Raw genomic sequence first — 14,038 nt, 5'->3', positions numbered from 1 at the left:
CCGTCCCCGCGGACAAGGCCGGGAACGGTACATTTTACGTGCCTTCGGAAGCTCGCGAAAAACCGATTAAACGACCCGATGCCGGCTTCCGCTTGCGGCGCGGCGGATCGGGGGATCAGCCGCGCTTCTATGCCTTTACCGCGAAATGCGGACGAACAGCACGTAAGCGAAATACGGCGCGCCGATCAGCGCGGTAAGAATGCCGGCCGGAATTTCCAGCGGCGGATGCGCGACCCGGCCGAGCAGGTCGGCCAGCGAGACGAGCGCGGCCCCGAGCAGCGCCGCGACCGGCAGCAGCCGCTTGCTGTCGGAGCCGACCAGACGCCGGGCCAGCGGCGGAACGACCAGGCCGACGAAGCCGATCGTGCCGGCGATCGCCACCGCGCTCGCGGCGAGGCCGACGGCCGTCGCAAGCAGCGCCAGACGCGCGGCCTGAACCTTCATGCCGATGCCTCTGACCGTCTGCTCGTCCAGCTGCAGCGCGTTCAAGTGGCGGCTTCCGAGCAGCGCGATCGCGCAGCCCGCCAGCGTCCACGGCCACAGCAGCTCAACGTGCTGCCAGGACCGGGCGTAGAGGCTGCCCTTCAGCCAGACCAGCGCCTGGGACGAGGACAGCGCGTATTTGACGATCAGGAACGTAATCATCGCCTGAAAACCGGTCGATACCGCCACCCCGGTCAGCGCCAGGCGCAGCGGTCGAACGCCTCCCCGCTGATAAGACGCCGCGTAGACGACGGCCGCGGCCGCAACGGCGCCGACGAACGCCGCAAAAGGCAGCAGCGCGCCGGAGCCGGGATACAGCAGCAGGACGATGACCGCCGCGAAGCCGCCTCCGGCCGATACGCCGACCACGTCCGGCGCCGCCAGCGGATTTCTCGTGATCCCCTGCAGAATCGCTCCCGATACGGCCATATTGATGCCGACCAGCACCGCGATTGCGAGTCGCGGCAAGCGATACTTCAGCACCAGCGCTTCTCCTCCGAACAGTTCCTTCACGATATCGGACAGCGGCACGGACACCGCGCCGAAGCGCAGGCTGAGCAAAGCGATGACAAGCAGCAAGAGAAGCAGACCGACGGCCGTGGATGCAAAGCGCGCTTTCTTCATTCAGCGTTCCTCCTTGTTTCGGCGAAGCAGATAGAGGAAGAACGGCACGCCGAGGAAAGCGGTGACGATGCCGACCGGAATATCCGCCGGATAGGAAATCCACTGCGCGGCGAAATCCGCCGTCGACAGCAGAACGGCGCCCAGCAGCGCGGACGCGGGAATGAGTCGGCGATGCGCGATGCCGACGATCCTTCTGGCCATATGCGGCACCATCAGGCCGACGAAGCCGATCGGTCCGGCCACCGCCGCGGCGCTGCCCGCCAGCAGGATGACCATAAGGCCGAGCAGCCCGCGGGTGCGCGCCACGTTCACGCCCAGCCCGGCGGCCACCTCGTCGCCCTGCGCAAGAAGGTTGAGCCTTCCGGACAGCAGAAATGCCGCGGCCAGAACCGGCGCGTCAATCAGCCAGATCAGCCGGTTGTCCGACCAATTCGCTCCCGACAGCTTGCCGGCCATCCAATAGACGATTTCCATCAGCCGCGTCTCGAACAGCAAAATAATGCCGGTCGTGAGCGCCCCCATGAAAGCGCTGATCGCCACGCCGGACAGCACCAGCCTGGACACGTCGCTGCCGCCGAAGCGCGCCAGCCAGTAGACGAGAACCCCGCTGACCGCGGCGCCGCACAGCGCGGCGGGCAGAATGACCAGCGAGCTGTCGGAGCCGCCGAACAGGAGCAGGGCGACCACCGCGGCGCACGAAGCCCCCTGGTTCAGGCCGATGATCTCGGTATCGGACAGCGGGTTGCGCGTCATCGCCTGCAGCAGACAGCCGGCCACGGCCAGCGCCGCGCCGAGCGAGGCCGCCAGCAGCAGCCGCGGAGCCCGCACATGCCAGACCGTATAGGCGGCCAGCTCGTCCTTCAGGTCGCCCGAAGGCGACAACAGCGTTCGCCAGTCCAATCCGCTTACCCGATAGGTCAACGTCAGCCAGGCAATTGCCGCGAACAGCAGGAGCAGCGCTGCCGCCGGCGCCCACCGGAGGGCGGCCGGACGCGAATCCGGCCGTCTATGTTCCATGCTTGCGCCCATGCCCGGTTTCTCTCCTTACTCGGATGCGGAATCCGCCGCCAGCGCGGCGAGCGTCTCGTCCAGAATTTCGTTCGCGGCGATCGGACCGCGGCCCCGCGCCCACAAATTGCGGTCCACGACGATAAAGCGGCCGTCCTTGACCGATTTCAAATCTTGATACAGCGGATTGGATTGCAGCTTGTCCGGGCTGTCCCCGTACAGCATAATGTAGTCCGGATTGATCTCGTGGAGCCGCTCGAGCGTCATATGTACCCCTTCGCCCTTGCCTTCCAGATTGTCCTTTTCCCCGTTAAAAGCGTAGTCCGCCCCGACTTGGCTGAGCAGCGAGCCCACGAACGAATCCTTGACCCATACCGTAAACGTATCGTCGAACAGACCGGCGACCAGAATGGTCGGAGCGCCTTCGATCCGCTGCTTGACGGCGGCGATTTTCTCGTTCAGCCCGGCGACGACCTGCTCGGCTTCCTCCTGTTTGCCCAGGATCGCGGCGATGCTCCGCACGTTGTCCAGCACCTCGTCGTAGCTGACGTCGTCGAACGCCACCGTCGGCGCGATGCCCTCCAGTTCTCCGCGAATCATGCTGTGGCGATCCACGCTGGCAATGATCAAGTCCGGCTTCAGAGACTGCACCACTTCCAGATTCGGAGCCTTCCGCTCCCCGACGTCCGCCGCATCGGCTTCCGTCACCCGATCCTGCAAATATTCGGGGATTTTGGTCGTGCCTACGCCCGCGTTGCCCACCGGCTTAACTCCAAGACTGGTCAGCGTGTCGATGAAGGAGAAATCCAGCGTCACGATTCGCTCGGGAACGGTTTCCGACTGATACGTTCCCCATTCGTGCTCGACGGATGCCGCCGCGCCAGGCTCGGATTCTGCCGGAGCGGATTCTGCCGGAGCGGATTCCGCCGCCGACGCTTCCGTCCCGGCGGCCGCCTCCGTACCGCTTGGCGAACCGGCGGACGGCTGCCCGTCGCTGCCTGCTCCGCACCCTGTTGCCGTTATAATAAACAACAGCATAAAAACGATGATCGACCATTTCCTGTTCATGTCTTGCTCCCCCTCGTCGTAATCGAAAATGATAATTATTATCAATTATAGATTGTAGCGAAGGGAATCGGCTTTGGCGCCATCCAGTTTGCAAAACTAGCTTCCATCCAGTTTTGTCCGACGATGAACGCCGTCCCGCTGGCCTATTCTCCGCTCTCCGCAATCAACGTAAAAAACCTGCCCAACCGCGTTCACGCGGCAGGCAGGCTTAATGCTCACGGCTCTATAACGTTCGGCGGGCTTTGCAGGCCGGCCGCAATCCATCAAGACGGGCTTCCGTCGGCTTATCGCCCTTTGGCCGCCTTGAACGCTTGCACGTATTGGGCGGCGCGGGCGGCGATCAGGCTCAAGTCGCCTTTCTTGGCCGCCTCGTTCGTCAAGTCGGAGCCGATGCCGACGGCCACGGCGCCCGCCGCGACCCATTCGCCGACATTGTCCAGCGTAACGCCGCCGGTCGGCATAATGTTCGCTTGCGGCAGCGGGCCCTTGATCGCCTTGATCGCCGACGGGGTCGTGCTCGGGAACAGCTTCACAATATCGACGCCGAGCTCCAGCGCCTCCTGAATTTCCTTGATCGTCATGACGCCCGGCATGACCGGAATGCGGTACCGGTTGCACAGCGCGACGGTCGCCGGATTAAGCGACGGTCCGACGACGAATTCGGAGCCGCTCAGAATGGCGGCCCGGGCCGTCTCCGGGTCGAGCACCGTGCCGACGCCGATAATCGCGAATTTGTCCGGATCGTTCGTCGTGCTGGAATATTTCCCGGCCAGCTTCTCGATCGCCTTAAGCGCCGACGGCACCGTCATCGTGATTTCGATCGCTTTAACGCCGCCCGCGATCGCCTGCTCCGCCATCTCGGCGACTTCGTTCGCGTCTTTCCCCCGCAATACGGCGACGACGCCGTGTTCCACAATACGCTGGATCGTGTTAAGCTTGTTCATCTGTTGAATCCGCCCTTTCTGGCTTTAAGGTAATTAGCGCTCTACATGAGCTTTATCGTTCAAGACCGCATCCGCTTCCTCGCGGGTAGGCAAGCCTTCCCAGTCGCCGATCGTCTGCACGACAAGCGAGCCGACCAGATTGCCCAGCCGCACCGCTTCGACAGGGGAGAAGCCGCGCAAAATCCCGGACAGGAAGCCTGCGCAGAAGCCGTCCCCGGCTCCGATCGGATCGACGAAATGCTTCGCTTTGAAATAAGGCACGGCAACGACCTCATCCGGACCGATGACGTAAGTCTCGTCGTCGCCTCCCTTGAGAATCGACTGCGCCTTCAAGCCTCTCAGCCGGCCGACGATCTCCTCGAAGTCGTCCGTCTCGTACAGCAGCTTTAATTCATCCAGGCCGGGCAGAAAATAATCCGCTTCCTCCGCCAGCTCCAGCAGAACCGCCCGGGCTTCGTCCAGCCCCCACAGCTTCAGCCGCAGGTTGGGATCGAACACCACCTTCACTCCGCTCGACTTCGCGATGCGGATCGCCTCGCGCACCGTATCCCGGCAGTTCGGGCTAAGGGCGGGCGTAATGCCCGTCAGATGAAGAAATTTGGCCTGCGAGAGGTACCCGGCGTCCAGATCTTCCGGCCGCATGCGGCTCGCCGCGGAAAACTTGCGGTAATAATACACCGACATTTTGCCGGCAAGCTGCTCCCGCAGGATCAACCCGGTCGGCGCCTCCGCCGTCAGCCTGGCCCGGGAGACGTCGACGCCCTCTCCCCGGATCGTCTTCAGAATAAGTCGTCCCATCGGATCGTCGCCGAGCAGGCTGAACCAGCCGACGCGATGCCCGAGCCGCGCCAGTCCCATCGCGACGGTGCTTTCCGCGCCCCCGAACGATTTGTCCAGGCTCGCGCTGTGTTCAATCCCTTTGGAGCCCCCGATTAGCAGCCCCATCGTCTCGCCGAACGTGATCACTTCCGGACGAAACGCCGCTTCGCCCGCTTCCGTATGCACACTCATCGCTCCTGCCTCCCCAGACGTTCTTGCTCGTTGTCCCGGCTGCGTCCCATTCTCCACCAGACTTCCTTCAGATGGAGCACGAACAGCCGCTTGATCTCATCCTCGTTCCCGGTTTTCAGCGCTTCGATCAGTGGCGCGTGGCCGACGGCGATCGACGCCAGGTCGGGAAAATACAGCTTGTTGGTGATCGCCAGAAACCTCTTCAGCTTAACCGCGGTCTGCAGCCAAATGTGGAGAATCGTCCGGTTGCCCGACTTCTCGAAAAAGTAACCGTGGAAGGCCATGTCCAGATCGATAAACCGGAACAAGTCGTCTTCGCGGGCCGCTTCGAGCATATTCTCGTAAAATGCGGACAGCCGCTCGAAGTCTTCCGGCCCCAGACGCGGAATCGACCTGCTCACGGCATCCCATTCGATCAGCTCCCGCAGGGCGTACAGCTCCTCGATCTCCTCCTGCTTGATCTCCGCGACGATCGAGCCTTTGTTCGCTTTGCCGACGAGCAGTCCTTCCTGCTTCAGCCGCTCCATCGCTTCCCTGACCGGAGCCTGGCTGATGCCGAGCGCGCTCGCAATCTCCAGCACAAGCAGCCGGTACCCCGGGCTAAGCTCTCCTCGGACGATCGCCTCCCGCAAGCCCAGGTACACTTGCTCGCTCAGCGAAGTTCCCCGTTCGTCCAATCGAAACGAAATGGCGCATCCCTCTTTTTGTTAGGTTATCGATAAAATTATCGATAATTCTATCGATAGGCCGAGTATAGCAGAACGGGCTTTCCTTCGTCAATTTGGCTTTTCGCTCGCGCCGCGCCGTTCCGCCGATTGCCGGCAGCCCGGACCGCTCTCTCGGCATCCCGCCTATTCGGATGTCCGGGCTTGCTCCGTTATCCGCTCCGCAGCGTCCAAGCCGCTTCGTCCGCTGTCGCGGAGCGCGCGCTCGCGATATTCGAGAGGCGTCAAGTCGCACAATCTCTTGAATACCCGGAAAAAGTAGTTGACGTTCTCGAAGCCGCACCGGTGGGCGATTTCCTTCGCACTGTCGTCCGTTCGAAGCAGCTCCCGCTTGGCCAGCCGGATTCTGGCGCGATTCACGTAAGCGATCGGCGATTCGCCGGCGACGGCGGTAAAATGGCTGCCGAACAGACTGCGGCTCATTCCGGCTCGCCTGGCCAGCTCCGCCAGCGTGACGCGCTCCGCTGGATTTCCGTCGATGGCCGCCTGAACCACGCGAATTGCCGCGCAATGCGGCGAGAGCGGCGCACGCCGGGAGACCGGCTCCTGCCGCAGACGCAAAAGCAGCTGCAGCACTCCCGTTTTCAGAAACAGCTGGTCCGTACGACCGCTCCGGGCATACTCCCGGTACAGGCCGTCGCACAGCCGCTCCCATGCCTCGCTGTCCTCCGTGTCCACGATGCCCGGGAACGACGCTGCCGCCGCGGCGGTCTCCTCCGCTCCGGCCCAAGCCTCACCGCCGTAAAGCTGCCCCATTCCCTCCTCTTCATACTGGGCCTGCTTGTCCGGGTCACGGATCAGATCGAACAGAATCATATAAGAATGGTAGGGCGCGAAGCCCTGAACCCGCATGCCCGGCCTGCGGAAAAACAGCCGGCCCCGGAAAGCGTCCGAACGGTCCCCCATCGTATCGATCCGGCCCCGGCCCCAGACGATCAGCTCAAGCTCGTACCATTTCGTCGTGCGCGGCGGGAAGGCGCTGCCCTCCGGCGGGCAGTTGTCCCCGTTTAACCACCCCGCGTAGATCACGTAAGGATGAATGTGCTGCGCATCGGCTGCCGCTCTTGCTGCCATGAACGATTCCCCTTTCCATTCAGGTAAATAGTGCACGATCTTCGTCCGTCCGTTCATTGTCCGCCCGCTCCTCGTGTCCTAGAGTGAAAGTAGATTATAGCTATAGAAAGGATGCTGCCCCTATATGTCCAGCAACTCTATCGTCATTGTTTACCCGACGGAAGCCACCGTTCAAGAACGTCTCGCCGCGCGCGAGCTCAGAAGATACGTTTACCTGCGAACCTCGCGGCTGCTGCCGCTGGTGCAGGCGGACGAACCGCCCGCGGGAGCGAGCGGATACGCCGTCGCTCATGAGGGCGATCCGCAGCAGTACCGGATCGTGACCCGCCCCTCGCCGGACGGCCGCCGCTGGGTACACGTCCGCGGCGGCCGCGAGGGCGGCATGCTGTACGCGGCCTACCGGGTTGCGGAGCGCCTCGGCGTCCGCTTCTCCCTGCACGGGGACATCGTTCCCGACCGGACGATTCCGTTCGAGCTGCCCCAATTGGACGAGTCCGGGTCGCCCGGCTTCGAGCTGCGCGGCGTTCTGCCCTTCCACGACTTTCCCGAAGGGCCGGACTGGTGGTCCGAGGACGATTACAAGGCGGTTATCGCACAGCTGCCCAAGCTGAAAATGAATTTCTTCGGCCTCCACAACTATCCGGAGAAGCAGCCCGATCCGCTGTCCTACAACGCGGAGCCGGGCGTCTGGATCGGTCTGCCCGAAGACGCCGGCAGCGACGACGGCGACCGCCGCGTCTCCGCGAGCTATCCCGCCCGCCACTTCACGACGGACAGCGAAGTATGGGGATTTGCCCCGCGGCCTACGGGAAGCTATTTCGACGGCGCGGCCGAGCTGTTCGAGCGCGATTCGTACGGCGCTCCTTATATGCGGGACATGACCCCTTGGCCGCCCGGAGAGCAGGCCGAGAACGAGCTGTTCGACCGCTTCGGCCGGCTGCTCGCCGGCACTTTCGCCTGGGCGCGCAAGCTTGGCGTACGCACGTGCCTCGGCACGGAGACGCCGCTCGCCGTACCGGACAGGCTGCGGCAGCGGCTGCTGAAGCAAGGTCTCGACCCGGACGATGCCGACACGATCCGCAAGCTTTACGAAGGTATATTCGCTCGTATCGAACATACGCACCCGCTCGATTATTATTGGCTGTGGACGCCGGAAAGCTGGACCTGGAACGGCAATACGGCGGAAGAGTCGGAGGCGACGCTTCGCGACATCGCCGCAGCAGCCGAGGCGGCGCAAGCTGCCGGAGCCGAGTTCGAGCTTGCGACCTGCGGCTGGGTGCTCGGGCCGCAGCAGGACCGAACGCTGTACGACCGGCAGCTTCCGGCATCGATGCCGTTTAGCTGCATCAACCGGCAATTCGGCTTCGAATTCATCGACGACGGCTTCCGGGCAATCGGCGACCGGCCGAAATGGGCCATCCCCTGGCTGGAGGACGATCCGGCGCTGATCGCGCCCCAGCTCTGGGCCGGCCGGATGCTCCGCGACGCGGCGGACGCCGCCCGCTTCGGCTGCAGCGGCCTCATGGGCATCCACTGGCGCACGAAAGCGATCGATCCGGCCTTGGCCGCGCTCGCTCAAGCCGGGTGGACGCCGCCTCCGGAGGCCGACGACGACGCTGTGAGCGGCGGCGATCCGCGCCGCGAAGGCGCAATCGGGGGCGCGCTCGTCGTGCTGCACGGCGAGGAAGGCGGCGAGCTTGGCCGAACCGGGCGCGTCGGGGCGGAAGGCTACCGTCTGCGCATTCCCGGCGGCTTCTACCGCGTTCGCCTGCTCCTGAGGCCGTGGTCGTACGATACCCGAGGCCAATGCACGGTCAAGCTGTCCGTCTACGGCCAGTCGGAAGGCCAGGCCGTCTCGCGAATCGTCGAGCTGCACGGCGGGACGGCACAGGAGCCGCCAGTGGAGCTGACGATCCCGATTCAGGTCGTGGACGGCTTGCTCGGGCTGACGCTGCGGCCGATCGGCGGAGAAGCGTGCCTGTGCGCAATCGAAGTCGCCGGACGGCCGTACGAAGCCGACCCTGCTCTCGGAGACGCGTATATCCGCACGATCAACTGCGGCGGCGCGGCCGGGGACGACTGGGAGGCGGACCTGCCGGAAATCGCGGTGCGCAGCCGTCATCTTCCGTCGGGCGATTTCTACCGCGATTGGGCGGCCGCCAGATTCGGACCGGAAGCGGCCGACGACATCGCGGAGCTGTTCGCCGCCGCGGACGGCGCGCTCCCCCGTCCGATCGTCTGGGTGACCGGACCGGGCAGCACGATCGCCGCCGACCGCTCGCCCTGGGCGCTTGTGTCGCTCGACTATGCGTTCCTCGACCGGCTCGAAGCGCTGCGGGAACGCGTCGTCGGGGCGGGCAATCTGGAGCGCTTCGATTATTGGCTAAACCAGTTCCGCTACCTCCGCTCCGCCGCGCGCATCGGCTGCGAGCTTGGCGCTTACGAAGCGGCGATAGAGCGCACGGAAACCGCGGCCGATCCCCAGTCCCGCGCGGAGCTGGCGGCCGAGCTGCTGCTGCCGATTCGCCTGCGGCTTGTCCGGCTTGTCGCCGAGCTGAACCGCCACCTGCTGGCGACCGTCTCCACCCCCGGCGAGCTGGGCACCGTCGCCAACACGCAGCAGCAGGCGCTCCACCGGATCATGATCCGCGACGGAGAGCGCCTGGAAAAGCTGCTTGGCCGGCCGCTGCCGCCGGATGCCCGCCCGTCCTCCGATTACTCGGGAGCAGCGCGGATGATCGTGCCGACCGTCAGGACGTCGCTGGATCGCGGCGAGCCGCTGAAGCTGACCGTCCTGTTTCTCGGCACGCGCCCGGACGGGGCCGCGGTCCATTGGCGGCCGATGGGCGAAGGCGATTACCGCCGAATTCCGCTCGAGCACGTCAACCGCGGCGTCTATCGGGCCGAGATTCCCGGCGGGGACGAGGATCTGGAATATTACGTGCTCGACCCGGCCGGCGGTCTCCGCTTTCCGGCGACGGCCGGGACGCTGAACCAGACCGTTGTGCGAATTCCGGACTAACCGATTATGCGGGAGCTGTCTCGTAAGTAAAGGCGTACTGGATGATCGAGGGTAAAGAAGAAGCATCTATCTCCTGGAGACTGCCTCATACGTTCCTGAAATGACCCTGCGACGGGTTTACCCCTTCAAAATTTCAGGATCGTATAGCAGCGGAAGGAGATAGATGCGACTTGCAATATTCCATCGATTATCGTTCGGTACGTCCTTGTTTACTTACGAGACAGCGCCTGAGAATCGGCCGCCCCTAACCTTTCACCCCGCCCAGCGTCATCCCCTTGACGAAATACTTTTGCAGGAACGGATAGACGAGAATGATCGGCAGGCTGGCGACGATCGTCATCGTCGCCCGGATCGACGTCGGCGTCACCTGGTTTGTCGCGCCCGCGCTCCGGCCGCCTCCAAGCACGTCCCCGACGGTCGCCTGCGTCGACGAACCGTTGGCGGTCTGCAAAATTTTCATCAGCTCGTACTGCAGCGTGCTCAGCTTCGGATTGGAAGAGTTGTAGAGAAACACGTCGAACCACGAGTTCCACTGCCACACCGCGACGAACAGCGCAACGGTCGCCAAGGCCGGCGTGCAGAGCGGCAGCACGATTTTCATGAAAATCTTGAAGTCACCGGCACCGTCGATTCTGGCCGACTCGTTAATGCCGTCGGGAATGCCTTCGATGAAGGAGCGAATGATAATGATATTGAAGGCGCCGACAATGCCGGGAATAATGTACACCCAGAAGCTGTTGATCAGATGCAGCTCCTTGTGCAGCAAGTACGTCGGGATCAGCCCGCCGTTAAAATACATCGTCAAAATAAACGCCAGCGTCACCCATTTGCGCAGCAAATATTCCGGACGGCTTACCGTATAGGCGACCATCGCCGAGCAGAACACGGTGATCGCCGTGCCGATGACCGTACGCAGCACCGAAATCGTCAGCGACCGGAAGATCGAAGCTTCGCGCAGCACGTATTCGTAGTTATACAGCGTAAACAGTCGCGGCTTGAGGAAAATGCCTCCGCGCGAGGCGTCCATGGCGTCGTTAAGCGACACCGCCAGCATATTCGCGAACGGATACAGCGTGACGGCCATCAGGCCGCACATAAACAGTACATTGCCGATATCGAACATTACGTCGCCCGCCGAACGGGCTCCGGATGTCAGCTTCATGAAGCGATACACCGCCTAGAATAATCTGTCTTGGCCGAAGCGCTTGGCCATATGATTGGCCCCGAACAGCAGCGCGATGCTGATGACCGTCTTGAACACGCCCGCGGCGGTCGCGAAGGAGAAGTTGCCCATCGCAATGCCGTACTTCAATACGAAAATATCGAGATTGTCGGAATAATCGGCCGTCAGACCGTTGCCCAGCAAATATTGCGGCTCGAATCCGGATTCCAGAATATTGCCGATATTCATGATCATCAGCAGGACGATAATCGGCTTCAGCCCCGGCAGCGTGACGTACAAAATCCGCTGCAGCCGGTTCGCTCCGTCGATTTCCGCCGCTTCGTACTGGGCCGGGTCGATCGCGGTAATGGCCGCCAAATAAATAATCGTATTCCAGCCGACGTTTTTCCAAACCTCCGACACGCCGAGAATGCCCCAGAAGTATTTTCCCTCGGCCAGCCATAAGATCGGTTCGTTAATCAAACCCAGCTTGAGCAGAATCAGATTGACGATGCCGGAGCCGTCGGTCGACAGCGCCGTGACGATAATGCTGGAGGCGACGACCCAGGAAATAAAATGAGGCAAGTAGCTGATCGTCTGTACGACGCGCTTGAACAGCACGCTGCGCAGCTCGTTCAGCAGCACCGCCAGCGTAATCGCCGTTGCAAAGCCCAGCGCCAAATTAATCAAGCTCATGGCCAGCGTATTGCGCATGACCAGATAGAACGCTTCCTCCCGGAACAGCAGCCGGAAATTGTCCCAGCCCGTCCATTCCTGCTCCCACAACTTCGTTCCGGGCCGATAATGCTGGAAAGCGATCGTCCAGCCCCAGATCGGAAGATAACGAAATACGAACAACCAGATCACGAAAGGCACCGACATCAACACCAGCGTCCTCTGATCCATCAGCCTGCCCATCCACGATTTGCGGGACATTCTCTTTTCCTCCTGCCCAAGGGTCGGGAAGACCCGGCGGTCCTAACGCGCTCGGATGTCCTTATGCGCCCGCCGGTCTCCCCTCTCCTTTCCTCCTGACTGCGCCTTGGTCCGTTCAGCCGGGCGTTACCGCTTCTTCCCGGCCAGACGATCCTGAATGACGCCGTTCGCCCAATCCTCGTACGCCTTCACGTCCAGCTTGCGGAACAGCCCGACATACTCCTCCCACATCGCCTCGAACTTGGACGGCTCGGCCAGAATCAGCCTCGGGAACCATTTGCGCTGCAGATCCATCTTCTTCTGCTCGAACATTTGCTCCGGCGATCCCTGCTGCTTGGCCGCCGTCCAGACCGGATACCACTTGCGCTCCTCCACGTCGGCCGGCTCCCGGTATACGTCGGTGAACACCTGCAAGCCGTAAGCTTCCAGAATTTTTTTGTCCCCTTCCGTATAGCTCGCCGAGATTACCTCCGGCTGACGATCCGGGAAATAAGCGTTGCCGTCCTCGTACAGCCCGGCGCCCATCGGCCAGTAGTAGCTGAAATACTTGAATCCGTAGGATTGCTGGAATTCGGGATCGGCGATCTGCTCGATCTGCTCCTTCGTCCGGTAGAAGCGGCCCTTCCCGTCCACCTCGTACATGCTGCCCGGCTCGCCCCAGAACAGCAGCTTCTGGTTTTCTTCCTTGACCATATTGTCGAAAAATTGCACGATTCGCGCCGGGTCCTTCGCGCTTGTCGTAATGCCGATGCCGCGGTTGGTCGCGAATACCGGAGGGTCCATGTACTGCTCGCGCACGCCTGGGTCCAGCACGAGCGGGAAGCCGATGTATTGGCGGTCGTCGTCCCCGGCCTGCAGCAAATTTTGCACCGCCGGCGTAATCTGCCAGCCGTAATCGAAAAATCCGAGCACGCGTCCGCTGGACAGCTTGGCGATATATTGATCGTACTTGGCGACCAGCGACTCTCTGTCGAACAGCCCTTCGTCGTTCGCCTTGTTAAGCGTCTGCAGCCAGCGCTTCGTAAACTCGGCGTCGCCGGTTACGTGCGCCTGCTTCGTGGCCATGTCGACGTACACTTCGCCTTCGCTCGGCAGACCGGCCAGCGTCGCGGCCGGGTTGCTGAGGGTGAAGAACCGCCAGTCGTCGGTCAGCGCCTCGAAGCCGATCGTGCCGGCGCCGTTGATCTCCGGGTATTTCTCCTTATACCGTTTGATCAGGTCGAAATATTCGTCCAGCGTCTCCAGCTTCGGATACCCGAACTCCTTCAGCACTCCGCGCTGAATGTAGAACGCGCCCGGCTGGTACATGTCGGGAACGAAGCCTTTGCTGGCGGCGAACGGAAGAATGTAGATGCTGCCGTCCTCCGCCGGCAGCTGGTCCCAATACGGCTCGTACAGCTTCTTCAGGTTCGGTCCGTATTGATCCAGCAGCTCGTTGAGCGGGATGAACGCTTTGGCGTCCAGCATTTTGTCGATGCCGGCGTCCGGCACGACGACGTCGGGCAGGTCCCCGCCGGCCAGCATCACGCCCAGCTTCGTATTCAGATCGCCGACCAGATGCTCCATGCGGAAGTTGACGCCGGTCTGCTCCTCCAGTATTTTGCCGAGCGTCGTCTCGTTCGTATTGCCGTCCTTGCCGGCCGAAGCCGCGTTAAAATACGTGAACGTCACCGGCTGCAGCGCCGGCGCGGCGGAGCTTTCCGCCGAAGACGAGGCCGAGGCGGGCGCGGCGCTTCCGGAGGACGGAGCGCCGTTGTCCTTGGCGCACCCGGCCAACAGAACGATCGCCGCCACTGCCGGCGCGAGATAACGGATATGCGAGCCTTTCATGCTTGTCGTTTCCCCCTTGAGATTGGAATGAATTTTTGTAAGCGCCTACAAATCCATCATAACGAACGGTCCGCACGGAGAGAGAGCAACAAACTTTAGCGATAATTACACAAATTAAAGTCGTGTTCATAAGCCGGGCTTGACGAATAGC

At 62.4% G+C, this 14,038-nt stretch carries 11 protein-coding genes; 1 reads left to right on the top strand and 10 read right to left on the bottom strand.

The window, feature by feature from the left end; translation table 11 throughout:
• Nucleotides 1-135: 135 nt before the first annotated feature.
• The 7 genes from ACFFT4_RS13270 to ACFFT4_RS13240 form a co-directional block, all read right to left on the bottom strand.
• The gene (locus ACFFT4_RS13270) at nt 136-1,107 is read right to left on the bottom strand and encodes a FecCD family ABC transporter permease (RefSeq protein WP_378048317.1); all 972 of its coding nucleotides are present in this window, start codon (nt 1,105-1,107) and stop codon (nt 136-138) included.
• Nucleotides 1,108-2,136, bottom strand: coding sequence for a FecCD family ABC transporter permease (locus ACFFT4_RS13265; protein WP_378048316.1), 1,029 nt, complete (start codon nt 2,134-2,136; stop codon nt 1,108-1,110). It abuts the gene before it with no gap.
• Nucleotides 2,137-2,151: 15 nt separating this feature from the next.
• Nucleotides 2,152-3,183: an ABC transporter substrate-binding protein gene (locus tag ACFFT4_RS13260; RefSeq protein ID WP_378048315.1), complete on the bottom strand. Its 1,032-nt coding sequence runs from the start codon at nt 3,181-3,183 to the stop codon at nt 2,152-2,154.
• 284 nt (nt 3,184-3,467) lie between these two features.
• Entirely contained in the window at nt 3,468-4,127 is a 660-nt protein-coding gene (locus ACFFT4_RS13255) for a bifunctional 2-keto-4-hydroxyglutarate aldolase/2-keto-3-deoxy-6-phosphogluconate aldolase (RefSeq protein WP_378048313.1), read from the bottom strand.
• A 33-nt stretch (nt 4,128-4,160) separates the two neighbouring features.
• Nucleotides 4,161-5,138 (bottom strand): sugar kinase, encoded by a 978-nt coding sequence (locus ACFFT4_RS13250; RefSeq protein WP_378048311.1) that lies wholly within the window; start codon nt 5,136-5,138, stop codon nt 4,161-4,163.
• Nucleotides 5,135-5,815, bottom strand: a complete 681-nt coding sequence (locus ACFFT4_RS13245) for a GntR family transcriptional regulator (protein ID WP_378048308.1) — start codon at nt 5,813-5,815, stop codon at nt 5,135-5,137. The genes ACFFT4_RS13250 and ACFFT4_RS13245 overlap by 4 nt, the downstream gene beginning before the upstream one ends.
• Nucleotides 5,816-5,989: 174 nt before the next feature.
• The gene (locus ACFFT4_RS13240) at nt 5,990-6,994 is read right to left on the bottom strand and encodes an AraC family transcriptional regulator (protein WP_378048307.1); all 1,005 of its coding nucleotides are present in this window, start codon (nt 6,992-6,994) and stop codon (nt 5,990-5,992) included.
• Between the two features lie 67 nt (nt 6,995-7,061).
• Between ACFFT4_RS13240 and ACFFT4_RS13235 the strand changes: the two genes are divergently transcribed.
• Entirely contained in the window at nt 7,062-9,959 is a 2,898-nt protein-coding gene (locus ACFFT4_RS13235) for a hypothetical protein (RefSeq protein ID WP_378048305.1), read from the top strand.
• 244 nt (nt 9,960-10,203) lie between these two features.
• On the opposite strand, the gene ACFFT4_RS13230 is transcribed toward ACFFT4_RS13235, so the two are convergent.
• The 3 genes from ACFFT4_RS13230 to ACFFT4_RS13220 form a co-directional block, all read right to left on the bottom strand.
• Nucleotides 10,204-11,121, bottom strand: a complete 918-nt coding sequence (locus ACFFT4_RS13230) for a carbohydrate ABC transporter permease (RefSeq protein ID WP_378048303.1) — start codon at nt 11,119-11,121, stop codon at nt 10,204-10,206.
• Between the two features lie 15 nt (nt 11,122-11,136).
• Nucleotides 11,137-12,057 (bottom strand): ABC transporter permease, encoded by a 921-nt coding sequence (locus ACFFT4_RS13225; protein WP_378048301.1) that lies wholly within the window; start codon nt 12,055-12,057, stop codon nt 11,137-11,139.
• A gap of 126 nt (nt 12,058-12,183) precedes the next feature.
• On the bottom strand, nt 12,184-13,887 hold the full coding sequence (locus ACFFT4_RS13220) for an ABC transporter substrate-binding protein (protein ID WP_378048299.1): 1,704 nt from the start codon (nt 13,885-13,887) through the stop codon (nt 12,184-12,186).
• Nucleotides 13,888-14,038 lie beyond the last annotated feature (151 nt).

It is taken from the genome of Cohnella cellulosilytica (assembly GCF_042431195.1).
Lineage (GTDB): Bacteria > Bacillota > Bacilli > Paenibacillales > Paenibacillaceae > Cohnella > Cohnella cellulosilytica.
The sequence above is the reverse complement of the archived record's forward strand: the minus strand, read 5'-3'. Positions and strand labels throughout refer to the sequence as shown.